Source organism: Marinobacter sp. LV10R510-11A (assembly GCF_900215155.1).
Taxonomy (GTDB): Bacteria; Pseudomonadota; Gammaproteobacteria; order Pseudomonadales; family Oleiphilaceae; genus Marinobacter.
Genome location: NZ_LT907980.1, coordinates 2,821,569 through 2,846,735, shown reverse-complemented (window position 1 = coordinate 2,846,735; position 25,167 = coordinate 2,821,569). Strand labels below are relative to the sequence as shown.

The following is a 25,167-nucleotide window of genomic DNA, read 5'->3' as shown; positions in this document are numbered from 1 at the left end:
CATCAGCCTCGCTGAGTTTCTTCGAGTATATTCAGAGCATGACGGCGCTTTTCAGGGTCATAGATGTCTATCGTGAACATAAGCTCATCCACCGTCACGCTGGCAAGCAGTTCATTAAGTTGACTCTTGATGGCTTTCGCATCGCCGAGTAGCTGAAGCCCCAGGAAATCCTTCACAGTTGCTTGCTCACCCGCGTTCCAGAGACCGTCCATGGATGTCACCGGAGGTTTCATCCAGAGTGGCTGGCCCTTGAAAAGCGCCAGAATACGTTGGTAACTGGTGGTTGCCAGATACTCCGCCTCTTCCACAGAGTCTGCCGGCACAGCAGGAACCGCCAGAATGGTGTACGGCTGCTTGAGTTGCTCTGAGGGCTGAAAGTTGTCTCTGTAGACCTGTATCGCTTCGCGATACAGGCGTGGAGCGAAGTGCCCGGCGAATGCATAGGGTAGGCCACGCATGGCCGCAAGCTGTGCGCTGTAGAGGCTTGAGCCGAGCAACCACACAGGCACGTTGGTGCCAGCGCCGGGAATGGCTTTAACGGCTTGGCCGGGCCGCAGTGGTGCGAGTAGAGCTTGCAGCTGTGCGACGTCTTCTGGGAACTGTTCCGCCCCCATGCCATCTCGGCGCAGTGCGCGAGCGGTTATGGGGTCGGTGCCGGGTGCGCGGCCAAGCCCCAGATCAATGCGACCCGGGTAAATGCTTTCCAAAGTGCCGAACTGCTCGGCGGTCACCAATGGCGGGTGGTTGGGAAGCATGACGCCACCGGAACCCACCCGAATCGTCTGGGTATTGCCAGCAATATGGCCAATCAGCACCGAGGTCGCGGAGCTGCTGATGCCTTCCATATTATGGTGTTCGGCCAGCCAAAACCGTTTGAAGCCGAGTTTTTCGGCATGCTGGGCATAGGCCACGCTGTTTGCCAAGGTGGCGCCCACGGAATCGCCTTCACGAACTGAAGCGAGTTCTAGCAGTGAGTAGTCAAAATGGTTGTTCATGGTGCTCCCGGATTGCGCCCTGTGGTCGGATGTACCCGAAGATATGGAGCTTGAGCGCAAGAGTTTCAACCTTTGCCGTCAGATCTTGAGCCGGAAGAGCTTCGATTCTTCTGCCGGTGGTTTTCCGTTGTATGATGAAGTTCCTACATGTGCCTTTGGAGGCTGAGTAAATGCGACCGAGCGATTATTATGAAAACGATACTACGCTTGCCCAATATTGCGAATTTCATTTCGGAGAGCAGTGGCATGGGGAGTCGAATTTCCCGAAGGAACTGGCGCTGGCGTGTATTGATGCCATGAATGGTCGAGCCATGGGTAGGGCGCTGGATATCGGCTGTGCATGTGGTCGGTCCACATTCGAGCTGGCGAGGCAGTTCGAGCATGTGGATGGGATCGATTTCTCGGCCAGCTTTATCCACACATGTGTGGAAATGGCGGAACAGAAACTTGTCCGTTATGCGCGCCCGGAGGAAGGAGAGCTGGTGAGCTACCATGAGCGCACATTAGCGTATCTGGGGCTGGACCAAACCGTGGAGAAAGTGGCTTTCCATCAGGGCGACGCCTGCGACCTGAAACCTCAGTTCAGCGGTTACGATCTGGTGCTCGCGGCCAACCTGATTGACCGCCTGTATAAGCCGTCGACCTTCCTGACAACGATACACGAGCGGATCAATGATGGCGGTTTGCTGGTCATTGCGTCGCCTTATACCTGGCTTGAGGAATACACTCCCAAAGAGGAGTGGGTTGGAGGATTTCAGCAGAATGGCGAAGATTACACAACGCTGGATGGCCTGCGGGACATGCTCGCACCTCACTTCCGCATTTTGGGCGAGCCGCGTAGTCTACCGTTTGTAATTCGCGAGACCCGCAACAAGTTTCAGCACAGTCTTTCGGAGCTGACCGTTTGGCAGAAAGTCAGCACCTGAGTGTCGCGGGGCAGCTCACTGCATTTTGAAGCCCTTTGCCTGCAGAAAGTTTTTCATGTGCGGGCGCAGTTTGCTGGTGAACAGGGGCTTCAGTTGCTCTGACCAGTTTGTGTCCTTGTTGCCGCCGGTGCGCTCCAGGTAGTACTTGTTCATGGTCTCGTCGAAGTCCGCTATCTGGGCTTCATCCTGTTCGTCTTGGTAATAGTCTTCCTTGAGAATGGTTTCTGCTGGCAGCCGGGGTTTAACCTCCGGGTTCTGGTCAGGGTAACCGAGGCACATCCCGAACACCGGGTACACGTGCTCAGGCAGGTGGAGAATCTCGCTGATTTCGGCAGGATTATTCCGGATGCCGCCAATGTAGCAAAGCCCCAAGCCTTCGGATTCAGCGGCAATGGCAACATTCTGAGCCATCAGTGCGGTGTCGACACTGGCGACCACCAGTTGCTCTGTCATGCCGCGAACGACGTCTGCACCAGCCCTTTCTGCTGCTCCCGTGGAGCGTTTCATATCAGCGCAGAACACCAGAAAATCCGAGCATTCGGCAATGTACGTCTGCCCGCCGGCGAGCTCTGCAATCTTTTGACGGTTTTCCGGATTGACCACGCGGATCACGGAATAGGCCTGAACATGACTGGACGTGGCCGCACTCTGTCCGGCACGGATGAGCTCCACGAACAACTCGCGGGGAATCTTCTGGTCGGTGAATTTTCGGATGGAGCGATGGGATTTCAGTAGGTTAATGGTCGGGTTCATGGTCATTCGCCAGTTTCGTAGTTTGCAGGAATGAACTCGTATCCTTTACCGGCTTCCTTAACGTGACCCAGGCCCGGGAAAGACAAGTGCGCCGAGCCTACCAGGTAGCCCACGTCTGCGGCATGTTCAAATTCGTCCACCCGCTCCCTGACAGCGTTTTCACTGTTCGAGTCGAACTGGATGGCAATATCCGGTTCCAGGAACTGAACAGCGGCGACGTGGATCAGGTCACCCCATAGCATCAGTATGTTGCCCTCGCTCTCCACTTTATACATCGTGTGGCCCGGGGTATGGCCCTTGGCTTCGACGGTTGAAATGCCTGTCAGAATTTGACTGTTGCCTTCAAACGCTTCGAACTGACCGGCTTTGACATAGGGATTCAGGGATGCCATGGCGCCCTGGAAGAAACCTTTTGCGTTCTTCTCTGCTGCATTCAGGTTTTCCTCACTCAGCCAGTAGTTCGCATCGACCTGATTGGCCCGGATCGTGGCGTTGGGAAAGACGATCTTGCCATCGGAAATCAGGCCGCCAACGTGGTCGGGGTGCATATGGGTAATGTAGATTGCATCCACCTGGCGCGGCTCGTAACCGGAAGCCTTCAGATTGTCCACGAGGTTGCCGAGGGTAGGGCCAAACAGACTGCCGGCTCCGGTATCGATCAGTACCAGTTTGTCACCCGTGTTGATGAGGTATCCGTTGACGGAGGTAGACAGCGGAGCAGAGAGGTAGTTGTCTGCGAGCCTTTCGTGGACATGCTCCCTGGTGGTGTTCAGCAGCAAGTCGTCAACCGGCAACTTGACGGTGCCGTCAGACAGGGCTGTAACCTCGAAGCTGCCCAGCACCATGCGATAGTAACCCGGCGCCTGCTTTTCGGCCATGGGTGCAGCCGCCATGACGGTGCCGGAAAGTAGGGTGCCTGTCAGAGCCATCAGGCCCAATGAGCGGTGGATAACCTGCAAACGGTGTTTCATTAGAACACTCCTGTTTTGGTTAAAACTTATTTTAATGGGAATGCTGAACGCTTACGGGCGGATGAGCAAGGTGGATTCAATTTGCTGGATTAGCGCAGTTACTGGCCGGAAAAAGCGGCTGGTCGCTTGGCTAGAAACGCCGATACGCCTTCTGCGAAGTCAGCTGTTTCGGCGATCTTCAGAAACGCTTGCCGCTCGGCTTCCAGGTGAATGTCCAAGGGGCTTCCACTGGCATCATCTATCAGTCGCCGAAATGCACCAAAAGCCTGTGTTGGCCCATTAGCAACCCGATTGAGGGTGGCCGCCAGAACCTCGTCAAATGTTCCTTCCGGTGACACCTCCGCCACCAAACCCAGTTGTTTCGCTTCTATTGCGCTCAGGGTTCGCCCAAGCATCATCATTTCCGTTGCGCGTGCCGATCCGATTTTGTGCGGCAGGAACCAGGTTCCGCCGCAATCTGGTACGGCGCCTATGCCATTGTAGCCAATAAGAAATCGTGCGTTTTCCTCTGCTACGATGATGTCTGCCATGAGAGCGAGGCTCAGCCCGGCGCCTGCGGCGGCACCTTTTACAGCGGCAATTATCGGAGCGTCCATGCTCCGTAGCAGGAGAATCGCTTCGTTGATTGGCACGAGCAAGCCATTGATAACGTCTCTGGTCTGTTCTGGAGTGCCGGACATGCTGGCTACATCGCCCCCCGCCATGAATGCACGCCCAGCACCGGTCAATACAATGCAGCGTAACCCCGGTTCTTCACGCAGTGCCTTCACTGCCTCCAGGAGCGCCTCAGCCATGGGTATGTTGATGGCATTAAGAACTTCTGGGCGGTTGAACGTCAGGGTGGCGACACCGGTTTGCTTATTAAGCGTGGAGATAATCGGGCTGGCTGTCATGGTCGTAGATCCCGTCGCGGAGAGTGTTCGAGTCACTATAGAACAGACTGCCTTGTTTTCTTTGATGAAAGTAGGCTACTTTAAAGTCTGACTCAGGAAATCAACCTGAGGTTAACGTAAACAACAATAATCATAATCTGCCGATGTGTGGGTAATAATGTCCAGTATCCTCGAAATTGACAATCTTTCGCTCTCGTTCGGTGGTGTGAAGGCGTTACAGGATGTGAGCTTCCGGGTTCCGGAAAACACCGTAACCACTGTGATCGGGCCAAACGGCGCCGGCAAGACATCGCTTTTTAACTGCATCTCCGGTTTTTACAAACCCCAGCAAGGCACCATAAGCTATCAAGGTAAGGCGCTCACGGGAATAAAACCGCCAGGCCGAGCGGTCTTGGGCCTTGCACGAACCTTCCAAAATATAGCGCTGTTCCGAGGCATGACGGTGCTCGACAACATCAAACTGGGCGCCCACGTTCACATGAAGAGTGGTCTGCTGGGTTCTCTGGTGTATTTCGGGGCGGCACGCCGCGAAGAAATGGCGGTGCGTCAGGAAGTAGAACGCCACATCATCGATTTTCTGGAGATAGACCATATACGGCACCAGTCGGTAGCCAGCTTGTCCTATGGCCTTCAGAAACGAGTGGAGCTGGCTCGCGCCCTGGCCATGCGGCCAAAAGTGCTGATGCTGGATGAGCCGGTCGCCGGGATGAACCGTGAAGAAAAGGAAGACATGGCCCGGTTCATTCTTGATATCCGGGAACAGTGGGGCGTAACGGTACTGATGGTTGAGCATGACATGGGCATGGTCATGGATATTTCCGATTATATTGCCGTGCTTAATTTTGGCCAGGTGATTGCGGAAGGTCTGCCGGCGGAGGTGCAGAACAATCCGCAGGTCATCGAAGCGTATCTGGGCACCAGCGATATGGACAGCCTGCGCAAGAAGCTGAACCCAGAACGTGAGGTGGCTTGAATGGATTGGCTATTTTTTGGGGAGATCAGCCTGGCAGGTCTCGCCATGGGCGGTCTCTATGCCTTGATCGGGCTGGGATTTGTGATCATTTACAAAGCCACCCGAGTTATTAACTTCGCCATCGGCGAGATTATGATGTTCGCGGCCTACCTGTTTCTGACCTTCGCTGGGGGTATGGAAATGTCGCCCTGGGTTGCACTGCCGCTGGCGGTGCTTGGCGGGAGTGTTCTGGGGGGCGTCATCGAAAAAGTGATGATCCGGCCAATGCTCGGAGAATCCCCTATTGCGGTGGTGATGGTCACGATTGGTATCGCCAGTATTCTGGTGGGGCTGGTAGAAATGGTATGGGGCGCAGATCCGCAGCTCCTGCCCAGCTTTTTGCCCCGCTCACCGGTGTTTATAGGCGAGATGTACCTGGCGCCAAAGATTGCTTACGGCTTCCTTATTGGTGCTGCGCTGCTCATCGTTTATCTGCTGTATTTCCGTTTCTCCCGCGGTGGCGTGGCACTGCGGGCCACTGCTTCCGATCAGGCTGCGGCCTATTCGATGGGCATCAACGTGCGCCGGGTGTTCAACCTGGCGTGGGTGTTTGGTTCTCTCGCGGCGTCTCTGGCGGGTGTGCTGGTGGCGGCAACCGGTGGGCTCAGCCCGCAGTTTGGTGCCATTGGCCTCAGCGTGCTGGTGGTCGTGATTGTTGGAGGGTTGGACAGCATTGTCGGTGCGCTGGTTGCTGGAGTGTTTATTGGCTGGCTGGAAACGGTGGCAGGAGCATACCTGGGCGGTGAATATCGTATGCCGGCAACGTTTGCGGTGCTGGCAGTGATTCTGGTGCTCCGGCCTTATGGCCTTTTTGGCACCCACGAAATAGAGCGAGTATAAAATGCGCATTGGTGATGCCAAACAGAGTTATGAGGCCGATGAGGCCATCTGGACCAGTTCGACCCAGAAAATCTGGTTCGCCTTTTTTCTGCTTGCGCTTGCTGCCTTTCCTTTCATGGCCGACGCTTATCTGTTGTATATGGGTTGCCTGGTGGGCATTGCGGTTATCAGTACCACGGGGCTTAACATCCTGACCGGGTTTACCGGGCTGATTTCCCTCGGTCAGGCAGGCTTTATGGGGGTGGGCGGCTATACCGTTGCCTGGCTGTCTATGAACACCGCATTGCCTTTCCCGGTCACGCTGGTGCTTGCTGGGTTGTTGGCGGCGGCTGTCGGTATTCTTGTGGGGCTCCCGTCCCTCAGGGTCAAAGGGCTTTATCTGGCGATCGCTACCTTGGCCGCCAGTGTTTTCCTGCACTTTATTTTCGCTCAGTGGGAGTCTGTCACGGGTGGAATGGGCGGCATGAGCCTTGAACCTGCGCACCTATTCGGGCTGACGTTTCAGACCGATTTTCAGATGTACTTTATCATCGTACCGCTGGCGGTATTGATGGTATTTGCGGCCAAAAACGTATTCCGTACCCGCACGGGTCGGGCGTTTATCGCGATCCGGGATCGCGATATTTCGGCTGAGATACTGGGTATTAACCTGCTGCGCTACAAGCTGATGTCATTTGCGCTAAGTTCGTTTTATGCCGGTGTGGCGGGTGGTCTTTTTGCTTATTTTTACCGAGTCGTCACGCCCGAGAGCTTCCCGCTTTCGATGTCTATTTTCTATCTGGCAGCCGTCATTGTTGGCGGTATGGGGAACTTGCTGGGCGGTATCCTCGGTGCAGCCTTCATGACGCTGATCCCGGAACTGCTCGGCATGCTCACGACTGCGCTCACGCCGTATTATCCGAACGCTCCGGTATTCATGTCGCCGATGCTTGGAATCATCTTCGGTGCCTTGATTGTGGGCTTTCTTATTTTCGAACCGCACGGGCTGGCGGAGATTTGGCACCGTATACGGCGCTTTTTCAGTTTATGGCCCTTCAAGAACTAGTGGATTTAACAATAAGAAGCCGCAAGGAGAAGAAACATGTTCAAAAACATTCTCAGTAAAAGCCGCAGGCTTGCAGGTATCGGCAGTATTGCCGCTGCCCTCGTAGCAGCGGCGCCCGCAATGGCGCAAGACAAAGAACCCATCGTATTTGGTGGCTCCATACCTCTCTCTGGCGTGTTCGCCTTTGCCGGTGTGCACCTACACGCCGGCCTGACCGACTATACAACCTGGATCAACAGCGAGGGCGGAATCAACGGCCATCCGGTTGAGTATGTAATGGAAGATACCGGCTATGAAGTCGACCGCTCAGTAGCCGCCTTCAAGAAAATCACCGGTAGCAACAAGGTCCCGGTTTACTACGGCGACAGCACCGGGTTCATGAAAACAATCGCCTCGGAACTGAACAGCAGAGGTACCACGCTGATGAGCGGTGCATCATTCGCGACCGCGCTGACGGACAACGAACAGTACCCGTACCAGTTCATTCCCGGCCCGAGCTACAGCCAGATGTTCGGCATTATTCTTGAGTACATTGCGACTCAAGGAAAAGATGGCGATATGCCTACCGTTGCATTTGTATACAGCGATACCGAGTTTGGCAAAGACCCTATTGAAAACGGCAAGGCCAAAGCCGCCGCGATGGGAATCAAAGTTGTAGAGGAAATTGTCACCAAGCCTGGCAGTGTGAATGTGTCTGCAGAGATACTGAAGCTGCGCAGAGTGCGCCCTGACTTTGTGGTATTCCACGGCTATGTGTTGTCGCCCATAAACGAGTTCATGGTGCAAATGCGGCAGATGGGCTTGGATACCAAGTTCATGGGCACTTTCTGGTCTACCGACAAGCTCATCATCAACAAGATGGGTGCAGACGCCGATGGCTACATGGGCGTTATGCCATATAACTATTATGACAGCGCCGAAGGCGGCCCGATGCTCGACGCACTGCGAGCCACGGCGGAAAAGAGCGACCCGGATGCCGGCTACCGCCCCACTGGCTATATGCAGGGCTGGTTTAACGCGATGGTCTGGACTGAGGTGATCAAGCGCACCATGGCTGCCGGCAAGGAGCTGACCGCCGACAACATGGCTGAGTCTCTGGCCTCTATCAAAGACTGGGACACCGGCGGTATTATCGGCATTCCGGTTACGGTGCAGGACATGTCGTTCCCGGTTGGTCGTATCTGGCGCGTGAACGCTAAAGAAGCCCGCTATGAGCCGGTATCTGACTGGATTCACCTCGACTGAGACACTGTATGGAAGCCTTGCTGGAAATCGATAATATCGAAGTGGTTTACAACAAGGCGGTGCAGGTTCTCCGGGGCCTGTCACTGCGTGTTCCCCATGGCGCCATTGTGGCGCTGCTGGGGTCCAACGGTGCTGGGAAATCCACGACACTGAAGAGTGTGTCAGGGTTGCTAGCCCTTGAGAACGGCGAGGTGACGGCCGGAGATGTCCGCTTTAAAGGTCACGCTATAAAGGGCGTTGCACCGGAAAAGCTGGTTCGCGATGGCCTCTTTCATGTGATGGAAGGGCGTCGCGTATTCGAGGATCTGACCGTTGAGGAAAACCTTGTTGCGGCAACCTATGCGCTGAGTGGGCGCAAGCAGTCGCTGAACGATTCCTACGAGTTAGTCTACAACTATTTCCCCCGCCTCAGGGACCGTCGTAAGCAATTGGCGGGTTACCTGTCTGGCGGGGAGCAACAGATGCTGGCTCTTGGCCGTGCACTGATTGCGCAGCCGGAACTGATCATGCTGGATGAACCGTCCCTGGGCCTGGCCCCGCAGCTGGTGGAAGAAATATTCACCATTATTGCCCGGATAAACCGGGAGCAGGGCACCGCAATACTGCTGGTGGAACAGAATGCGGCCGTGTCTCTGGCGATTGCGTCTTATGGTTACATCATGGAAAACGGGAAAATCGTGATCGATGGCCCGGCGGATAAGCTTTCATCCAACGAGGATGTACAGGAGTTCTATCTGGGGGTTGGAAGTAAAGAGGGAGAGACCCGCAGTTACCGGGACATCAAACATTACAAACGCCGTAAGCGGTGGCTGTCATGACAACACCACAGGTTCGCGATCTGACGCTGACCCAAATGCTCCGGGCTCACGCAGCAGAACGGCCGGACACGCTGGCGCTTCGGCAGAAAGATTTTGGTATCTGGTACGCGCTCTCATGGCAGGATTATTACCAGCGGGCGCGGCACTACGGCCTGGGCCTGCGTGCGCTCGGGCTGTCTGAGGGCGGTCACGTTGCCATACTGTCGGAAAATCGGGTGGAGTGGGTTATCGCTCAGATGGGTATTGGCCTGGTAAAAGGTATCTGCGTGGGGGTTTACCCTACCAGCCCCTGGAATGAAGTGGCCTATGTGCTTGAGCACAGCGATGCAGAAATCGTGGTGTGTGAAGATCAGGAGCAGACCGATAAGGTTCTGGAGGCCTGGCCTCAGCTGCCACAGCTCAAACACAACATTGTTATTGACCCCAAAGGATTGCGCGCCTATCCATCGCCGCCGTCGTCGTTTGAAGAAATCGAGACCTTGGGGAGGGAGTTCGAGAAAAACCATCCTGAGCTGATTAACGAGCTGCTCGATAGCCAGCAGATGGATGATATTGCCCTTATGATCTATACCTCCGGCTCTACCGGCCGGCCCAAGGGTGCGATGATCAGTTGGGGCAATCTGCACGCCGGTGCGCCCGGGCTTGTTGAGCGGCTGGGTGTGGATCAGCACAGTACAAGTTTATCCTATCTGCCGCTGTGCCATGTGGCGGAACAGGCTTTGACAAACATCGCGCCTGTCTATGTGGGCAGTGCGGTGAGTTTTGGTGAAAGCCTGCGCACGGTTCAGGAAGACCTTCGGGAGCTTGCACCGACATTTTTCCTCGGTGTTCCCCGGATATGGGAAAAGCTTCATTCGTCTATCTACATCAAAATGCAGGAAACGGGGCGTTTGCGGCAGGCGCTTTTTAACAGCGCCATGAAAGCCTGTGAGCCGATGATGACCAAGCCGAAAGCAAAGTGGAGCCTTGGGGAGCGGCTTACCTACAGCATTTATTACTGGCTGGTGTTCCGTGCTTTGCAGAATTTTATCGGATTGCGCCGCTGCACCATCGCGCTTACTGGCGCGGCACCGATCTCCACGGGTATTCTTCAGTTCTTCCGCACCCTGGGTATCCCCTTGGTTGAAGTTTACGGCCAGACTGAGAGCACCGGTGTGGCGACTGCCCAGCGGGTGGACAATGTGTGTCTTGGTACGGTCGGTACAGCGGTTGCCGGGCTTGAGGTGGCGCTGGGTGAGCAGAACGAGATCATTATGCGAGGTGGCACGGTATTCAAAGGCTACTACAAGAACGATGAGGCAACAGAAGCTACCCTCAAGGACGGCTGGCTGCGCACGGGCGATGTGGGTGAGTGGCAGGAGGGGCAGCTGAGAATCGTTGACCGGCTCAAGGACATCATGATTACCGCCGGGGGTAAGAACCTATCGCCCACGGAAATTGAAAACACGATTAAAGCGAGCCCTTACATTAAGGAGTGCATTGTCGTTGGCGAGGCCCGCAAGTATGTTTCGGCACTGATTCAGGTCGATTTTGAAACAGCGGCAAAATGGGCGGAGCAGGAACGGATTGCGTACACCACGTTCCGCAGCCTGACCGAGCATGAGAAGGTTCAGGAGCTGATTCAGAAAGAGGTGAGCAAAGGCAACGACCGGCTGCCGCAGGTGGCACAGATCAAGCGTTTTCATCTGCTGAATAAAGAGCTGGATCACGACGATGATGAAGTGACCGCCACCATGAAAGTGCGCCGGAGCAAAATCTATGAAAAATACACAGAGGTGATCGAGTCTTTATATAGCTGACAAACGCCGCCCTACGAGTACAAGTGCACTACGAACGCTCAAAAGTGACATTGTAGGTGAAATTTCAAACATAATAGCTTGCGAACGACCTGGATCAAGTCGACTTGACGGAAGATATGGTTTGCTAAGCTTATTTTGATTGATAATGCGCCCCACACAACTTTTGAGCTAGGTACCATGACTGAAAACAGCAGTTCCGAAAAACTACCCGCCCGGCGGGGTCACAACCGTGTCGTTGCCAATAAAGGATTCGTAACGAGAGTAGCACTGACTATTGCCGCAATTTTTTCGTTGGGGTTCAGCGCCTTTGCCAGTGCTGCAGAATCTGGCGTAACAAGCTTCACGCACCACCCGGTGGGCTATATTGCCGTAGCGATTTTTGTGATCGCCTACGCCTTCGTGATGCTTGAGGAAAAACTGCACATGCGTAAGTCCAAGCCGGTGTTGCTGGCTGCGGGCCTGATCTGGTTCTTGGTTGCCGGTGCCGCGGCCATGACTGGCGATACAGAAAGCGCCAATGCTGCCTTGAAGCGCAACCTACTAGAATACTCCGAGCTATTACTGTTCTTGCTGGTGGCGATGACGTATATAAACGCCATGGAAGAGCGACAGCTTTTCGATGCGTTGCGCGGATGGTTGGTGAATAAAGGCTTGAGTTATCGCAGCTTATTCTGGATTACCGGGTTGATGGCGTTCTTTATTTCACCCGTTGCCGATAACCTGACCACCGCTCTGCTGATGTGCGCGGTATTGATGAAGGTGGGTGAAAACAGCCCGCGCTTCATTGGCCTTGGTTGTATCAACATCGTGATTGCGGCAAACGCAGGTGGTGCTTTCTCCCCGTTTGGCGACATCACAACCCTGATGGTCTGGCAGAAAGGCGTGGTGGAATTCACTGAATTCTTCCGGTTGTTCATTCCCGCTGCCGTCAACTACCTAGTGCCGGCGATTATCATGAGCTTTTTCGTGCCAGGTGAGCCACCGGGAAAAGCCAAGGATACAGTGATCATGAAGCGTGGCGCTCGCCGCACGGTTGCGCTATTCCTGCTGACCATCACTACCGCTGTATTGGGGCACAACTTCCTGCACCTGCCGGCTGTGGTTGGCATGATGATGGGCTTGGCTTATCTGCAGATTTTTGGTTACTACCTACGTATGAGTTTCAAGCGTAGTGTTGCCCGTGAGCGTGTTTGGGCAGAAAACCACCATAATACCCGGTTGCTGGCTCGACTCGATGCCGCGGTGCCATACGATGCGTTCAATCCCATGGCCCGAACCGAGTGGGACACCCTTCTGTTTTTCTATGGCGTTGTGCTTTGCGTGGGAGGGCTTGGGTACATCGGCTACCTGTCGGAGGTATCCGAATTGTTATATGTAGGGTGGAACGCCACGGGCGCTAATATAACCGTGGGGGTTTTGTCTGCCATCGTTGACAATATTCCAGTGATGTTTGCCGTGCTCTCCATGGAACCGGATATGTCCCACGGCCAGTGGCTGTTGGTAACGCTTACGGCGGGTGTGGGCGGCTCTTTGTTGTCCATCGGCTCAGCGGCTGGCGTAGCGCTTATGGGGCAAGCCCGTGGCTACTACACCATTATGACGCACCTGCGTTGGACACCGGTGATCGCCCTTGGATACATAGCGTCCATCGCGACCCATATGTGGTTGAACGCTAGCCTGTTCTAACGCTTTTTTCATGGAGCCCTGAACGGGCTCCGTGCTCCAACACACTTCTCCAGTTCTTTTGCGGGCATGGCTTTGCCAAATGCCCAGCCCTGCCCAAACCTGATCCCCATATTCTGAACAATGGTTGCCTGGGCGCTGGTTTCCACGCCTTCAGCTACAACCTCCATGCCCAGCTCATCCGCTATTCGGATCATTAGCGGAACAAGTGCAGCGCCCAGGCCGCCGGAGTCGATATCAAACACAAAGCTGCGGTCAATTTTCAGGGTGTTGCAGCCCAGATCCCGCACTTTTGAAAGGTTGGAGTAACCGGTGCCAAAATCATCCACCGCCAGTTCAAAGCCGTGTTGCTTGATCCATTCTAGACAGTCTCTGGCGGCGTTCGTGTCCAGTTGCTCGTCCTCGGTAATCTCGAACGCTACATGAAACCGGGATGCAGCAAGAACCAGGGAAATATTGGCGTCTTTTATTCTGTTTTGAGCAATGTCAGACGGGAACAGGTTGAAGTTTACCTTGAAGCCGTCAGGTAGCCCGGTTCGTGGATTCAAATCTTTCAGAGTTCTCTGCATTATTAGTTGGGTAAATGACCAGCCAAGACGAGCTTTAGCCAGTACCGGAATAAATTCATCCGGATAGATAGCGCCATGGGCATCCTTAAACCTAGCCAAAACTTCACACCCAACAACCTTTCCGCTCTCCAAATCTACGATAGGCTGGTACAGCGGGAAATAAGCGTTGTGCTTCAGGCCCCTAATTATTCGTTGCTCTGTGCTCAGCCGCTTTTTAAGAATCAACCAAGATACAAGGCCGGATCCGTAGCCTAAAGTCAGGCCAATTAACACCAGAAATGCCACAAGCACCTGATTACGTTTGATAACGTCCCAGTGCTCTATTTCAGTGCTTGCGCAATAGGGGATGATGTCACTGCATGCCTCGGAATAGGTGGACACGGGCGTAATAATTTCTCCCAGTTTTTCGCCCAAATCACGGAACAACCCGGTGTCTCCGTAGGTATGGTGAGCCTGCGAAAGGTTGTCGCGGTATACAAGTTCCCAGCGGTTGTTCGTGATGGCCAACTGCTCGAGGGAGCGGCTGTCAAAGACAACATTGAACTGGCCCTTCTCCGCAATCGCCGCGCTGATTTCACCACCAAAAAAAACAAGGCGGACAGCGGGCCAGTATTTGAAGCCATTTTTGCTGATGAAGTCCCACGGAGCTTGTTTTATCGGCGTTTCCAGAATGCCTTGGCTTGTTGTGCACAGCACAAGGTTGTTTCTGACAAAGCCGATCTCTCTTACGTGGCTGGCAAGAAAAAGCTCTCGCCGCATGACATCAAGCAACTCATGGGTACAGCGATCAAAGCCCTGAGCGTTCAGCCGATTAATGACCGAGCGGCCATCCAACGCTATTTTTTCGGTTTCCGAGATCAAAGCGTCGAGTTTTTCTGATTGGGATACCAGCAGGCCCTGGCCCGCCAAGGCAAGAATGACAGCAGTATAGAGAGAAAAAACACCGACGCCTGTAAGCACGGTGGTCAGGGCATGAATCCAGCGAAATGTTTGAATAGCACCGGGCATATAAAGAAATGTCTCTGCGAGCTTTAAATCACTATAGTTGAAATTCGTTGCTTGAGGATAGTCCTGGCCTTAGCTGAAGATTTAGCTAGAAAAATGTATTAATGCTTAGTGCCGATATAGGGTTTGAACAGATCCAGCGGTGAACTAAACTGTGTTCTTCTAAGAGAGGGCAGTTTCCAGACCAATTAGTGCAGGTGGGCCGGTATGACACATGATTTGAAAGGCCTGTCACCGGCCTACTTCGGTATGGTGATGGCAACGGGCATCATATCGTTGACAGCTCATTTTCTGGGTTTTGATTTGGTGGCGATCGGCCTGTTTTATCTGAACCTGTGCTTCTTTTGCGTGCTTTGGATAGCCACACTTGCACGTCTTCTTATCTATCGCCGGGAGTTTCTGCTCGATGTTATAGACCATCTTCGCGGCCCCGGCTTTTTCACCCTACCTGCCGGCGCTAGTGTTCTTGGCAGTCAGTTTATTACCCTGACGGATTACACCCTTGCCGGTCGGGTGCTTTGGATTTTTGCGATTATCCTCTGGCTGACGCTGACCTACACCATATTTACAGCGTTTACGGTAAAGGAAGAAAAACCGACTCTGGATAAGGGCATTACGGGCGGGTGGTTGCTGGCGGTAGTCGCAACGCAATCCATTGCCGTTCTCAGTGCGTTAATCGCGGTGGATATACCGCAGCCTTATAAGCTGGGCGTTAACTTTTTGGCGTTATCTATGTGGCTGTGGGGCGGCATGCTGTACATCTGGATGATGTCGCTGATCTTCTATCGCTATACGTTTTTTAAGTTTTCCCCAGGTGATCTTGCGCCGCCGTACTGGATCAACATGGGTGCCATGGCGATTTCGACACTGGCCGGCTCGCTATTAATCGTTAACGTGAAAGACGCGCCTTTCCTAGACTCATTACTCCCCTTTTTGAAAGGTTTTTCTGTTTTCTACTGGGCGACGGGAACCTGGTGGATACCCATGTTATTTATCCTGGGTATATGGCGACATGTGTACAAGAAATTCCCGCTGGAATACGACCCTTTGTACTGGGGTGCCGTGTTTCCCTTGGGGATGTATGCCGCCAGCACCCATGAGATGGCGGGAGCCTTGGGTTTTCACTTCCTCGACTTCATACCCATTAGCTTTTTCTACCTTTCTCTGGTCGCCTGGTCCGTGACCTTTTTTGGGCTCTTGCGGTCGCTCAGGCCGGCGAAGCCGTGACACTGGCATTTGGTGAGCGTTTTGGCGCGTCACCGGGCACCTGTTTTTGCATACGCAGGCTGTTGAGTAGAACACACAGGCTGCTGAGTGACATGGCGATGGCGGCAATAACAGGCTGCACCCAACCCATAACCGCCAGTGGAACAACCAAGGCGTTGTAACCTACTGCCCAGAACAGGTTCTGGCGCATGAGTTTGCGGGCTCGCTGAGCTAACAACAGAGTAGCGGGCACTTTTTCAATGCTTTCGGTGAGATAAACGGCGGCAGCTGCGCCAGTGGCGGAGGCAGCGTTGCCAACGGCGATGCCTAGTCTTGCACCTGCCAAGGCTAGGCCATCGTTCAGCCCGTCACCCACGAACACCGCGTTGGTTTGCTTTTCGAGGTTTTCCATAAAGCTGTGTTTCTGCTCGGGGGAGTAACCGGAAAGCACGTGTTTACTGGGTATGCCAAGGCGTTCCGCCAATTCCAGGCAGGCGTTTCGGGTATCGCCGCTGAGCAGATAGATGGCATAGCCTTGGCGTGTCAGTTGCCCAATGGTTGGTGCAGCCTCTGGTCTGAGGGTTTCCTGAAAACCGATCTTCCCGGCATAGCGCCCGTTGCAGGCTATATGGACGTTCATTCCAGTATCTTCGGTGGTTGGCACTTCGACCCCTTGTTCTCGAAGCCAATCCGCTTGCCCAGCTAGGGCGGTGTCTCCGCCGTTGATCCATCGTGTGCCCGCGCCTGCAATGCTTTCCCGGGTGCCGTCAGATATTGCTGCAGATGAGGATGCGTTTTCTGCCCTAAGCCCTCTGGCGACAGGGTGATGGGACTCACAGAGAATATTCTGTGCCAGCTCCAGCAATGTGTTTTTAGTCCATTGCTCCGCTGGCGCAATGCTGTCGACGCTGGGCTCGCCGGTGGTTAGGGTGCCTGTTTTGTCGAAGACAATCGCGCCAACCTCTGCGGCGGCTTCCAGCGCCGCGGGGTCTCGTAATACGATGCCGCGGTCTACCATGTGAGCGTGGCCCATGGTGATCACTAGCGGAATGGCCAGGCTCAGTGCGCAGGGGCAGCTAATGATCATGACCGCGAGCCCACGAGCGGCGGCCTCCGGGGCCGGTAGACCCTGAACAAGGGCGAGTGCCACGGCCAGCACGGCGGCGATTAAAATAACGGGTAGTAGGATTCGGGCAATACGGTCTGTTAGTCGCTGCAGGGTAGTTTTTCGGCTGAGCAGGGCGCTGATGGATCGGGATAAGCGGTCAATGCGGCGCTGGCCAATGTCTGCGGTTACCGACAGCTCGAGTTCGCCTTCCACTAGCTGACAGCCTGCCAACATTTCCGCACCCGGCCCGAGGGCTTGTGGCAGGTGTTCTCCGGTTAGCATCGACAGATCCGCCTGTCCATGGCCTTGGATGATCTGGCCATCCAGAGCTAGCAGTTCACCGGCCTTTAGAATAATGCGTTCGCCGGTTTCAACGTCGTTGGCTGGGCGGGTTTCGTAGTGGCCGCTGGAGGTTTTCAGGGTGACCTGCTCTGGTACATCTTGAAGGTAGCGACGAATAATCTCTGAGGCGCGCCGGCGTACGCTGGTGTCCAACAGCCTTGCGATCAGTTGGAAGGTAATCAACATGACGGCAGCGTCGAAATACACGTGGTGGCTGCCGGCGGCGAGTTGCCAAGCCGAGATGATACAGGCGGCAAACACTGCGATAAAAATCAGGCTGTCGAGACCAGGTGCGCCCGCAATCAGCGTGCGCCAACCCACTCGATAGAAGTGGGAGCCGGAATAGAGCACTACCGGCACCGCGAACAGGCCGCTGGCCAAGGCGAGCGGCCAGAGTACCTCCGGCTCTACCGCTCCGAACGGCGCCAGATAGATTAGCAGAGCCGGCATCATGCTCCACATGCCAAAAACAACGGCAACGGCCAGTCGTCTTTGCAGATGCTTGCGCACGGATTCTGCCTGGAGTTTGCTTCGCTCGGCGTCGACCGAACCATGCAGTCGATAGCCCAGGCGCGCGACGGCCTTCTGCAGGCCCGCAAGCGGCGGCTTTTCGTTGTCCCAGCAAATCAGGGCCACGTCGGCTGCAAAGTTAACGGCTGCGTCACTGACCCCGGGTTGCTTTTTCAGCAGAGCTTCAACGGCGATGGCACAGCTGCCACAGCGCATCCCCTCTATCATCAGAATGTCCTGTTGCTCGGGCTTCTGGTGCAGAGACTCTTGTGCCGTGTTCGCGTTGCTATCGGGCATTTTAGGGTTCCCCGAAAACCTCCGTTAGCTCTTCTGCAGACCAGCTTCCACGGTCACCAAAGCGCTCTTTGTGTTTAGCTACCGCGTCTGGGCTGACCTCGCTTGCGTTATTACCCCACTGGCTCCGAGCGTAGGTCAGCACAGCTGCCAATTCTGCATCCGAGAGTTGCCCTCCAAGCGGAGGCATCATGCCTTGGAACTTATTGCCCGCAACTTCAATTTCACCCTGCAAACCGTCATGAACGATGGCGATAGGGATATTTGGGTCACCCAGCAACCATTCACTTCCCGCTAAGGGTGGAAACGCGCCAGGAATACCCTGTCCATTAGCCTGGTGACAGGCACTGCATTGAGCGCTGAAAATAGCTGCGCCATCCGCTTCTGCGCTTGCTGTGTTTGCTGTGTTGCTAGGGCTAGAATCCTCGGAGCTTGCAACGTCTGAGCTCTCTGGATCAGGCGTGCTGGGCTCGACTGAATTCGAAGTGCTAGGCGCTTCTGAACTCGCCGCGTCGGCGCTCTCGGCAGTTTCAGAGCTAACAGAACTTACAACTTCTGCGGGCTTAGATTCTTGATGCTCGGCTGCAACGGGCGTGCGGCTGTCACCACCCAGCATAGGCTTGCCAATCTGCCAGGCGTAGTAGCCAACACCCCAGACAATCAGAACGGCTATCCAGGCAATGACAATTTTTGGGACGGCACGAGTGCCCTCTTCTGGTTCGGCTGCTTCACGGTTCTGAGCGCGATGATCATGCTGGTCCATGGCGCACGTTACTCCTTGGGTTTATCGATTTTCGGCAAGGTAGGTGCCGGATAGGTATGGTCAAGCGCGAGCATATATTCGGCGAGCGCGAGTGCATCTTCGGTGGCAACAATCTGCCCGGATTCGGGTCCAAAAGACGCCGGCAGATAGACCACTTTGTCACCCTCCTCTGCTTCATCTACATGGCGAAACAGGAAGGGATAAGACGGCATGATACTGTCTTTGTGGATCGTACGCGGGTTGTAAAGATGCAGCAGTTGCCAGTCGATGCTGGGTAGCCGTGCGCCAACGTTGAACAGATCAGGGCCGGTACGCATGGTACCCAGCAAGTGCGGCTGATCGTAAGCGTAGTCGCCGGGTACTGAAGGGCGTCCCCAACCCCGGTCTCTGTCTCCGGGCGCAAAACCCGGGTCCCGTGGTTGCTGGCTATGGCAGTAGACACAGCCGTTGGCTATATACAACTGCCGGCCACGCTGCTGTTGCTCTGTGTAGGGCTTGAGATCCGGTGGAACCTGTTCTGCCGACATTTGTAAGTACGGCATAACCACCAGCGTAAGCGTGGCTAGCAACAGAATAAGAGCCGCACCGACCATAATTGCGAGGGCATGTTTCATCGTGTGGCCTCCTTAACAGCAGGGCGGAACAGTGTTGGTTGCTCTTGAGCGTTGCCACGGTGCATAAGCATGGCAACGAAGTGGAACGCAAACACTATGTGCCCCAGGGTCATCAGAGTGCCACCAACGGTGCGTGCCTGAAGCCCGGGGATTGTCATACGCACAATATCCATGAAGGGCATTGCGGCATCGAGCAGCGCCACGCCCTGCTTCCAGCCAGTAACGGTTAGCGACACCACGTAAATTACAATGCCGACGCTCACCAGCCAGAAATGCAGACTGATCAGCCTGCGCCATGGCCATTCCCAATTGGTGAGGCGCGGCATAATGAAATACACGGCGCCAAACAGAATGAAGCTTAGGAAGGCATACATACCAAGGTGCGCGTGGGCGATGGTGTAGTGGGTAAAGTGAGTAATAACGTTAACGCTGCGAAGCGCTTCCATGGAGCCTTGGAGCGACGCTACCGTATACATAAGAGCGCCTATCCACACAAAACGAAGGGTGGGCGAGTCTTTCAGGCGGCTGAAGTTACCCATCATGGTGCCGTGGTGGTTAATAGCGACGGTAATGACCGGAATCGACATCATTACACTGTGAACGATCGACAGGGTAACCAACCAAGTTGGTATGGGCCCGCCAATCAAGTGGTGAATGCCCACTTGGCTGTAGAACAGCGCCAACGACCAGAAGCCGATCAGCGACAGTTGGTAGGAGATAATCGGCCTGCCAAGGATTTTCGGAATCATGTAGTAGGCAATACCAATGCCTATGGGCGTTACCCAAAGCCCGAGAACGTTGTGGGCGAACCACCAGTTAACGGTGGCGCCGGATGCGCCGGGAAAAGTAAAGGGCAGGTTGGCAATCAGGAACAGAATCGGAAACCACACCAGTGCAGCCATCAAATACCAGCTGGTTACATAGAGATGCTCCACCTGGCGGTTGGCCGCGGTTAACAGCAAGGGTATGGCGCAAAGACCGCCGCCGAACACGAACAGAATGTCTATCTGCCACGGAAACTCCAACCATTCCTCACCGTCGGAGAAGCCAAGCGTAATAGCCACCAGCCCGAGAACCAGGCCGATATTCCAGATGGCAGCGCCAAATACGGCATATTTTCCGCCGACCAGAGAGGTTTTGAACAGCCGGGGGATCAGGAAAAGCGCCACGCCAATGCCTGCCATGGAGGCCCAGCCGTAAGTGACGGCGTTCAGGTGCACAGGGCGTACCCGGCCGAAGGTGAGAAACTCACTGGCGGCCAGAAACTCCGGCAGATGCATTTTAATGGACGACATCAGGCCGAAAGCTGAGCCCAAAAGCAGCCAGAAAATCGACGAACTCAGCCAGGTTAACACCGACGTTTTCGATGACTGGTCTGCGGACCAACGTGCTTTGATGGCGGCTGCCTGTTCAGTGTTGTCGCCGGTAAAGGTCGGGTCGGAAGCTCGCGCCGGGTCTTCACTGTGGCCTTCCTCACCGGGGGAGAAAATAGTGCGTGCGGCTTCCTCGCCGTGGCTGAACTGATTATTGGCGATAGACCAAATTAGCAGCAACAGACCAACCGTCGAGAGCACGAAGGTGATGATCAGGAGAATGGCGATGGTAGGCGTCATATGTTTTCCTGTTGATTCATTACAAATACATCTTACTGGCAGGCAGCATTATGATTCAAATGAATACTGGCTTTAACAGCTGTATTTGTATTTTCTTAGAAGGTAACGAAGAGTCGCATTACAATAACGCGGCTGAGGTGATGGGGCGATGGTGGCGCTTGTTCTAAATCAAGTAATGGCTGTTGAAGCACCCTGACAGCCAGTTGAAGGAGAGCGAAAACTCAACCAGCTGTCAGGGTAAATTAGGTGCCGAGAATCAGTTGCGGGCAGGTGTCAGGCACATGAACTTTGCGCGTCCACCTTCAATGGCGCTGGCGGGCAGGTTTGCGTTACTGGTGCATACGTCGCCGTCTGGAGTGAAAATAAAGTCCCGCAGAAAGGTTACCCGGGTCGGGCTCGGGTAGGCCTGAAAGGTTTCAGCTACTGGATCGAAACGCAGTATGCGGTCCGACATATTGGCGGCAATCCACACGTGCTGTGTGCTCGGCTCCACCGCAACTGCATAGGGCGTTTCATATTCGCCCTTGGCCAGTACCGGAAGCTCGTAGCTTTTAGTAAATGTCTCGGTTGCTGGGTCAAACTTCATCAGCACACCGCTTTCAAAAGACGGGATCCACAGGGTGCCATCCTTTGCAAACCGCAGGCGCCTGGGTGCCGGGTAGGGGGTCTCGAATTCGGTTACTTCAAGGGTTTTTGGGTCTATCTTGCCAATACGGCCTGCGTACAGCTTTGAGTACCAGATCATGCCGTCGATCGGGTTAACGTCTATGCCATAGGGCAGGTTAAGCACATCGCGGCCTTCGCCGGTTATCTTGTGATGGGAAAGCGCTACGTGCATATCCTCTTTGCCGAACCAGGAGGCCACCTTGAGTATGGTTGGCAGCATGGCATCGGCCACCCAGCGCCAGGCGCCATTGGAGGGTAGGTCAATAATGGTGAACTCGCGGGTCTCAGGATCCAGTCGGCCAACCTGATTAGACAGCGCCACGGTGAACCACAAAATGCCCTGGTCATCGAATCTCAAAGTGTGTGGGTACACCGTGTCGCCACCGAGTTTTACAAAGTCCGTTTCTCGGGTTTTTGGGTCGAAAATGCCGATTTCAGAGGCCAGTGAGTTGGTGGTGTACAGCTTGCCCTTTGGCCCTTCAATAATCGAGTGGGGGCCGTGGTAGGCCGCAAACGTGCCTAGCGGTGCCACGGCTCCGGCAAACATGCCGCCTAGGGGAAGATCGTTGGCAGGCCACTGAACATCTTCAATCTCGTTCGTCGTGCGATCGAGAATCCAGATTTTATCCGCGCTCATATCCACGCCGTAAATAAGCCCATCTTCCTTGCTGATTTCAATGTCGTGAACATAGTTGATTGGCCCGCCAAAAGACCATTCCCGCATCACCGACCCTGGAAGGCCGTCGTGCATCTCTAAGGTGCGCACCGCCGGAACCGGCTCGCCGTTAAAGTTGGCCGAGAGGGTTTTGGCAAAATCGTCTTCGTTCTGCCAGGTCAGCATTGCGCCATAACCCTGCATGCGCTCAAGAGTGTCGCGCCACTGTTCTTCGGTTTTTTCTACGCGGGTGGAGGCGTTACCAATCTGGTGGCAGAAATGACACTGGCTGATGAAATCTTGTTTTGTGTCCGCATCCTGCCAATCTACAGCTGAAGCGTGGGCGCTGGCAGTAAGGCGCGCTGAGATAGCCTTTGGGTCGGTGAGCTTCTCTAATTGCAGTATTATAGACGACTGAGCGCCGGGTTCGATGTTCAGCGTGGTATCGGCGTAGGCGGCACCGGCTCGGGCACGCAGGGTCAGTGGCGGTTGCAGGGAGTCTTGCTTGAGTTCCCAAGCGCCATTTGCGGCGGAATAGGTGGTGACAGAAACGCCGCGGCTATCGGTGACGGTAATCATGGCACCGCCCACAACAACGCTATCTGGCACCGAATCCGCCGCGTTGGTTGGTTCACCTTCCGGCGCTAGGTCAGCCAGGGTGACCTGGCCGGAGAGTTGAACAGAGGCAGCGTGCGCCTGGGCAGCTAGCAATGTCAGTGCTAACGGTAAAATGAGTGTGTGGAGTTTTTTTATTGTCATGATGTTCGCCCTCGCAGACTTGCGGTGTTGCTTACATGGGGTGTATCGAATAGTGCACTCATAATCGCCTAATTTTCTTGCTCTAACATTGCTTTTCGCGCCATAAACTTGATTTTTTGCGCCAAAGTATCGGATGCTGCCTTTATGACTCAATTCTCACGTGCCTCATCCCTTGCCCGTTTCGATGAGTTTGCGACACAAAACGGGCTGAATTATCAGCAGATGCTGGAACTCGCTGGCTTGCCGGGCGATGTACTCGAGCATCCAGAAAGCCTGATCTCTTATCAGCGCGTTGAGAAGCTGATGGAACTGTGTGCGAGTAAATCGGGTAACCCTCTGTTTGGGCTAGAGTATGGGTTATTTCAGGGTGTCGATATATTTGGCCCTTTGCTGTATCTGCTTAAAAACGCCCAAACGGTTCTGGAATCCTTGATCGAGCTAACAGACTTCTATCACCTGCACTCCAGTGGTGCTCTAGTGACCATTGAACAACACGGCAGCCTAGTCGTGTTGAGCTATAAACCGACCTTGGAGAGCGAAGCGACCGGCCGGCAGGCGATTGAGTTGGCTATAGGCGTGGGCAAACAATTGCTGCATACCCTACTGGGTAAGAGCTGGCAGCCCAGTGCGGTTTATCTGCAAAGTGCCCCGGGAGCCGATCTTGCCAATTACCGGCGATTGCTGGGCTTGGTACCGCAGTTTAATAGTGAGACCAATGGCTGCGTATTCGATGTGGGTTGTCTAAGTGCACCTCTGAGTGAGTCTGACCCTGTACTCCACAGCTTGATGCGGCAGCATATGGAGAAGTTGGACAAGATGTCTCTAAAGGAGCTGCCAGCCTATGTGCAGCATCTGATCAGCAGTTTTTTGCCAAATGGGCGGGTGACGGTAGAGCAAGTGGCAGATTACATGATGCTCAGCCGCCGAACGTTGCAGCGGCACCTGGCAGATGAGGGAACCAGCTTTCAGCGGTTGCTGGAAAATACGCGAAAGAACATGGCAACGCGCTATCTGAGGGAGTCTGATGTCAACCTCACCCAGCTTTCGGGCATGCTGGGTTATGGGGATCTTGTGGCGTTCTCCCGAGCTTTTCATCGCTGGTATGGCAAAAGCCCAAGGCAGTGGCGTAAAGACGAAGGTATTAATACGTCATCCCGCCGGCTGGTCACTCGGCGGAAGCTGCCCGCTTGGGTTAAAAATTAGAGAGCTTAAAGGCTAAGCCGTATCTTTGTGCACCCCATGTCTACGCAGGGCTCTGCCTATCAGTCGCAGCATAATCGCATTGAACGGCCCGGGCAGATAGCGCGCACCAAAGGCCGTCAACTTGCCAGATAAACCTGGGATAATCTGCCAACGTCCGGCATCTAACCCCGCAACAATTTGGTCGCAGGCGCTGTCAGGCTCCAGTGAGCCCGCCAGTGCTTTGAGCTCAAGGGACACAGGATTTCCATCCTCAAGCTCCTTTGCCACCATGGGTGTTTTGACTTCTGGCGGGCAGATGCAGCTTATATGAATGCCTTGAGGCTCATATTCGTAGCGCAGGGTGGTGGCTAGACCCACTACGCCGAATTTCGACGCGCCATAGGCAGCGTAAGCGTAGTTGCTGGTAAGGCCGGCAATGGACGCCACCAACGCCAGCCGGCTGCCGGGCTGCATGGTTGGCAGCACGGCTTTAGCAAAGTGGTAGCTGCCGTTAAGGTTGATGTCGACAACCCGGCGAAACTCGCTGGGCTCCATGTCCACAAACGCTTTGTTAATCACCACACCGGCGGAGTTGATGGCAAGGTCGGGGGCGCCAAAGATATCCACAGCCGCCAAAATGGATGCCTGAGTCTGATCAAAATCGGTAATATCTGTAGTGTGGAATTGCCAGGAAGTTTGCCCATCGCCGGCGGCCACATCTAGCTGGCCGTGGCTTTCATTAGACATAGTGATATCGAGCACAGACACCTGGCAGCCCCGCTTCAGATACCTCAACGCCATACCCAAGCCTAAGCCACTGCCGCCACCGGTAATCATCACGTGGTTGTAGGTTTTCATCGCACAAATCTCCGGGACTGATGGTCGGTCTGTTTAGTGTTGA

The 25,167-nt window shown here is 54.6% G+C and carries 21 protein-coding genes; 10 read left to right on the top strand and 11 right to left on the bottom strand.

The window, feature by feature from the left end; translation table 11 throughout:
• Positions 1-2: 2 nt before the first annotated feature.
• Positions 3-995 carry an LLM class flavin-dependent oxidoreductase gene (locus tag CPH80_RS13620; protein ID WP_096278598.1) on the bottom strand — a complete coding sequence of 331 codons (993 nt, stop codon included), beginning with the start codon at positions 993-995 and terminating at the stop codon, positions 3-5.
• Positions 996-1,165: 170 nt separating this feature from the next.
• Here CPH80_RS13620 and CPH80_RS13615 point away from each other — a divergent pair, with 170 nt between their 5' ends.
• Positions 1,166-1,921 (top strand): putative 4-mercaptohistidine N1-methyltransferase, encoded by a 756-nt coding sequence (locus CPH80_RS13615; protein WP_096278596.1) that lies wholly within the window; start codon positions 1,166-1,168, stop codon positions 1,919-1,921.
• Between the two features lie 15 nt (positions 1,922-1,936).
• Here the strand turns inward: CPH80_RS13615 and nfsA are convergent, their stop codons facing one another.
• The 3 genes from nfsA to CPH80_RS13600 form a co-directional block, all read right to left on the bottom strand.
• Positions 1,937-2,680, bottom strand: a complete 744-nt coding sequence (nfsA, locus tag CPH80_RS13610) for an oxygen-insensitive NADPH nitroreductase (protein WP_227520158.1) — start codon at positions 2,678-2,680, stop codon at positions 1,937-1,939.
• Positions 2,677-3,645 (bottom strand): MBL fold metallo-hydrolase, encoded by a 969-nt coding sequence (locus tag CPH80_RS13605; RefSeq protein ID WP_096278594.1) that lies wholly within the window; start codon positions 3,643-3,645, stop codon positions 2,677-2,679. The genes nfsA and CPH80_RS13605 overlap by 4 nt, the downstream gene beginning before the upstream one ends.
• A gap of 98 nt (positions 3,646-3,743) precedes the next feature.
• Complete coding sequence (locus CPH80_RS13600; protein ID WP_096278592.1) at positions 3,744-4,538, bottom strand: enoyl-CoA hydratase/isomerase family protein; 795 nt, start codon at positions 4,536-4,538, stop codon at positions 3,744-3,746.
• Between the two features lie 157 nt (positions 4,539-4,695).
• On the opposite strand from CPH80_RS13600, the gene CPH80_RS13595 reads away from it, so the two are divergent.
• The 7 genes from CPH80_RS13595 (at position 4,696) to nhaD (ending at position 12,983) form a co-directional block, all read left to right on the top strand.
• Positions 4,696-5,511: an ABC transporter ATP-binding protein gene (locus CPH80_RS13595; protein WP_096278590.1), complete on the top strand. Its 816-nt coding sequence runs from the start codon at positions 4,696-4,698 to the stop codon at positions 5,509-5,511.
• Positions 5,512-6,390, top strand: coding sequence for a branched-chain amino acid ABC transporter permease (locus tag CPH80_RS13590; protein WP_096278588.1), 879 nt, complete (start codon positions 5,512-5,514; stop codon positions 6,388-6,390).
• Position 6,391: 1 nt separating this feature from the next.
• Positions 6,392-7,435: a branched-chain amino acid ABC transporter permease gene (locus tag CPH80_RS13585; protein WP_096278587.1), complete on the top strand. Its 1,044-nt coding sequence runs from the start codon at positions 6,392-6,394 to the stop codon at positions 7,433-7,435.
• A 36-nt stretch (positions 7,436-7,471) separates the two neighbouring features.
• Complete coding sequence (locus tag CPH80_RS13580) at positions 7,472-8,680, top strand: ABC transporter substrate-binding protein (protein ID WP_096278585.1); 1,209 nt, start codon at positions 7,472-7,474, stop codon at positions 8,678-8,680.
• A gap of 8 nt (positions 8,681-8,688) precedes the next feature.
• Complete coding sequence (locus CPH80_RS13575) at positions 8,689-9,498, top strand: ABC transporter ATP-binding protein (protein ID WP_096278583.1); 810 nt, start codon at positions 8,689-8,691, stop codon at positions 9,496-9,498.
• A complete protein-coding gene (locus CPH80_RS13570; protein WP_096278581.1) occupies positions 9,495-11,297 on the top strand; it encodes an AMP-dependent synthetase/ligase in 1,803 nt (600 codons plus the stop codon). Before CPH80_RS13575 ends, CPH80_RS13570 begins: the two co-directional genes overlap by 4 nt.
• A 177-nt stretch (positions 11,298-11,474) precedes the next feature.
• Positions 11,475-12,983 carry a sodium:proton antiporter NhaD gene (gene nhaD / locus CPH80_RS13565; protein WP_096281618.1) on the top strand — a complete coding sequence of 503 codons (1,509 nt, stop codon included), beginning with the start codon at positions 11,475-11,477 and terminating at the stop codon, positions 12,981-12,983.
• Positions 12,984-12,991: 8 nt separating this feature from the next.
• Here the strand turns inward: nhaD and CPH80_RS13560 are convergent, their stop codons facing one another.
• Positions 12,992-14,557, bottom strand: coding sequence for an EAL domain-containing protein (locus CPH80_RS13560; RefSeq protein ID WP_096278579.1), 1,566 nt, complete (start codon positions 14,555-14,557; stop codon positions 12,992-12,994).
• A 204-nt stretch (positions 14,558-14,761) separates the two neighbouring features.
• Between CPH80_RS13560 and CPH80_RS13555 the strand changes: the two genes are divergently transcribed.
• A complete protein-coding gene (locus tag CPH80_RS13555) occupies positions 14,762-15,781 on the top strand; it encodes a tellurite resistance/C4-dicarboxylate transporter family protein (protein WP_096278578.1) in 1,020 nt (339 codons plus the stop codon).
• Here the strand turns inward: CPH80_RS13555 and CPH80_RS13550 are convergent.
• The 5 genes from CPH80_RS13550 to CPH80_RS13530 form a co-directional block, all read right to left on the bottom strand.
• Positions 15,762-18,017 (bottom strand): heavy metal translocating P-type ATPase, encoded by a 2,256-nt coding sequence (locus CPH80_RS13550; protein WP_096278576.1) that lies wholly within the window; start codon positions 18,015-18,017, stop codon positions 15,762-15,764. The genes CPH80_RS13555 and CPH80_RS13550 overlap by 20 nt on opposite strands.
• Position 18,018: 1 nt before the next feature.
• On the bottom strand, positions 18,019-18,777 hold the full coding sequence (locus tag CPH80_RS13545; RefSeq protein ID WP_096278574.1) for a cytochrome c: 759 nt from the start codon (positions 18,775-18,777) through the stop codon (positions 18,019-18,021).
• Positions 18,778-18,785: 8 nt separating this feature from the next.
• Positions 18,786-19,391: a cbb3-type cytochrome c oxidase subunit II gene (locus CPH80_RS13540; RefSeq protein ID WP_096278572.1), complete on the bottom strand. Its 606-nt coding sequence runs from the start codon at positions 19,389-19,391 to the stop codon at positions 18,786-18,788.
• Positions 19,388-21,004 carry a cbb3-type cytochrome c oxidase subunit I gene (locus CPH80_RS13535; RefSeq protein ID WP_096278570.1) on the bottom strand — a complete coding sequence of 539 codons (1,617 nt, stop codon included), beginning with the start codon at positions 21,002-21,004 and terminating at the stop codon, positions 19,388-19,390. Before CPH80_RS13535 ends, CPH80_RS13540 begins: the two co-directional genes overlap by 4 nt.
• A 256-nt stretch (positions 21,005-21,260) precedes the next feature.
• Entirely contained in the window at positions 21,261-23,084 is a 1,824-nt protein-coding gene (locus CPH80_RS13530; protein ID WP_096278568.1) for a hypothetical protein, read from the bottom strand.
• Between the two features lie 144 nt (positions 23,085-23,228).
• Here CPH80_RS13530 and CPH80_RS13525 point away from each other — a divergent pair, with 144 nt between their 5' ends.
• Positions 23,229-24,287 (top strand): AraC family transcriptional regulator, encoded by a 1,059-nt coding sequence (locus CPH80_RS13525; protein ID WP_096278566.1) that lies wholly within the window; start codon positions 23,229-23,231, stop codon positions 24,285-24,287.
• 12 nt (positions 24,288-24,299) lie between these two features.
• Here the strand turns inward: CPH80_RS13525 and CPH80_RS13520 are convergent, their stop codons facing one another.
• The gene (locus CPH80_RS13520; protein WP_096278564.1) at positions 24,300-25,124 is read right to left on the bottom strand and encodes an SDR family NAD(P)-dependent oxidoreductase; all 825 of its coding nucleotides are present in this window, start codon (positions 25,122-25,124) and stop codon (positions 24,300-24,302) included.
• Positions 25,125-25,167 lie beyond the last annotated feature (43 nt).

Bases quoted from the DNA above. Each gene is read 5' to 3' on its own strand.
- CPH80_RS13620 (WP_096278598.1), bottom strand. From the start codon at position 995: ATGAACAACCATTTTGACTACTCACTGCTAGAACTCGCTTCAGTTCGT.
- CPH80_RS13615 (WP_096278596.1), top strand. From the start codon at position 1,166: ATGCGACCGAGCGATTATTATGAAAACGATACTACGCTTGCCCAATAT.
- nfsA (WP_227520158.1), bottom strand. From the start codon at position 2,680: ATGACCATGAACCCGACCATTAACCTACTGAAATCCCATCGCTCCATC.
- CPH80_RS13605 (WP_096278594.1), bottom strand. From the start codon at position 3,645: ATGAAACACCGTTTGCAGGTTATCCACCGCTCATTGGGCCTGATGGCT.
- CPH80_RS13600 (WP_096278592.1), bottom strand. From the start codon at position 4,538: ATGACAGCCAGCCCGATTATCTCCACGCTTAATAAGCAAACCGGTGTC.
- CPH80_RS13595 (WP_096278590.1), top strand. From the start codon at position 4,696: ATGTCCAGTATCCTCGAAATTGACAATCTTTCGCTCTCGTTCGGTGGT.
- CPH80_RS13590 (WP_096278588.1), top strand. From the start codon at position 5,512: ATGGATTGGCTATTTTTTGGGGAGATCAGCCTGGCAGGTCTCGCCATG.
- CPH80_RS13585 (WP_096278587.1), top strand. From the start codon at position 6,392: ATGCGCATTGGTGATGCCAAACAGAGTTATGAGGCCGATGAGGCCATC.
- CPH80_RS13580 (WP_096278585.1), top strand. From the start codon at position 7,472: ATGTTCAAAAACATTCTCAGTAAAAGCCGCAGGCTTGCAGGTATCGGC.
- CPH80_RS13575 (WP_096278583.1), top strand. From the start codon at position 8,689: ATGGAAGCCTTGCTGGAAATCGATAATATCGAAGTGGTTTACAACAAG.
- CPH80_RS13570 (WP_096278581.1), top strand. From the start codon at position 9,495: ATGACAACACCACAGGTTCGCGATCTGACGCTGACCCAAATGCTCCGG.
- nhaD (WP_096281618.1), top strand. From the start codon at position 11,475: ATGACTGAAAACAGCAGTTCCGAAAAACTACCCGCCCGGCGGGGTCAC.
- CPH80_RS13560 (WP_096278579.1), bottom strand. From the start codon at position 14,557: ATGCCCGGTGCTATTCAAACATTTCGCTGGATTCATGCCCTGACCACC.
- CPH80_RS13555 (WP_096278578.1), top strand. From the start codon at position 14,762: ATGACACATGATTTGAAAGGCCTGTCACCGGCCTACTTCGGTATGGTG.
- CPH80_RS13550 (WP_096278576.1), bottom strand. From the start codon at position 18,017: ATGCCCGATAGCAACGCGAACACGGCACAAGAGTCTCTGCACCAGAAG.
- CPH80_RS13545 (WP_096278574.1), bottom strand. From the start codon at position 18,777: ATGGACCAGCATGATCATCGCGCTCAGAACCGTGAAGCAGCCGAACCA.
- CPH80_RS13540 (WP_096278572.1), bottom strand. From the start codon at position 19,391: ATGAAACATGCCCTCGCAATTATGGTCGGTGCGGCTCTTATTCTGTTG.
- CPH80_RS13535 (WP_096278570.1), bottom strand. From the start codon at position 21,004: ATGACGCCTACCATCGCCATTCTCCTGATCATCACCTTCGTGCTCTCG.
- CPH80_RS13530 (WP_096278568.1), bottom strand. From the start codon at position 23,084: ATGACAATAAAAAAACTCCACACACTCATTTTACCGTTAGCACTGACA.
- CPH80_RS13525 (WP_096278566.1), top strand. From the start codon at position 23,229: ATGACTCAATTCTCACGTGCCTCATCCCTTGCCCGTTTCGATGAGTTT.
- CPH80_RS13520 (WP_096278564.1), bottom strand. From the start codon at position 25,124: ATGAAAACCTACAACCACGTGATGATTACCGGTGGCGGCAGTGGCTTA.